Origin of the sequence: Pseudoalteromonas fuliginea (assembly GCF_000690055.1) — a bacterium.
Lineage (GTDB): Bacteria > Pseudomonadota > Gammaproteobacteria > Enterobacterales > Alteromonadaceae > Pseudoalteromonas > Pseudoalteromonas fuliginea.
Window position 1 is genome coordinate 1 of the sequence record NZ_JJNZ01000295.1, and the last position, 423, is coordinate 423.

The window sequence follows — 423 nt, forward strand, 5'->3', positions numbered from 1 at the left end:
ACAAGTGCTGCATCAAGTCTTGCTTTATCCGTTTCTGCTCTTAGACGAGCAATCCAAGTATCTGCTGCTGCCTTACATCTTTCTTGCAATCCACCATCTAATGGGAATGATAAGGTTGCTGATAGACCAAAGTTATTTGCAAATGTATCTTTTTGTCCAGTTCTCTCCAACCCATTAATCCCTGTGGTTGGGTCATTATCCACATTTGCATATGCTTCAAAAGGTCTTGAACCACTTTTAGATGTAGTCATAAAGGGAGTAAGATTAAATGTTGGACCCTGACAACTTACTCCCCCACCGTATGAGTTAGTCACATATGGACCCTGTAACACCTGTACTGCCTGGTTGGTTACACTTCCTGTTGATGTTGCCTGTGGGTTTGCAATCGCAGTTACAGGGGTATCCCCCTCCGCATACGCAGGG

1 protein-coding gene is annotated in these 423 nt (G+C 44.2%); it reads right to left on the minus strand.

The annotated features are described in order from the left end of the window. Nucleotides 1–314 (minus strand): hypothetical protein (locus tag DC53_RS00020; protein WP_206075194.1); only part of this gene is annotated, 314 nt, incomplete at its 3' end. Nucleotides 315–423: the final 109 nt, after the last annotated feature.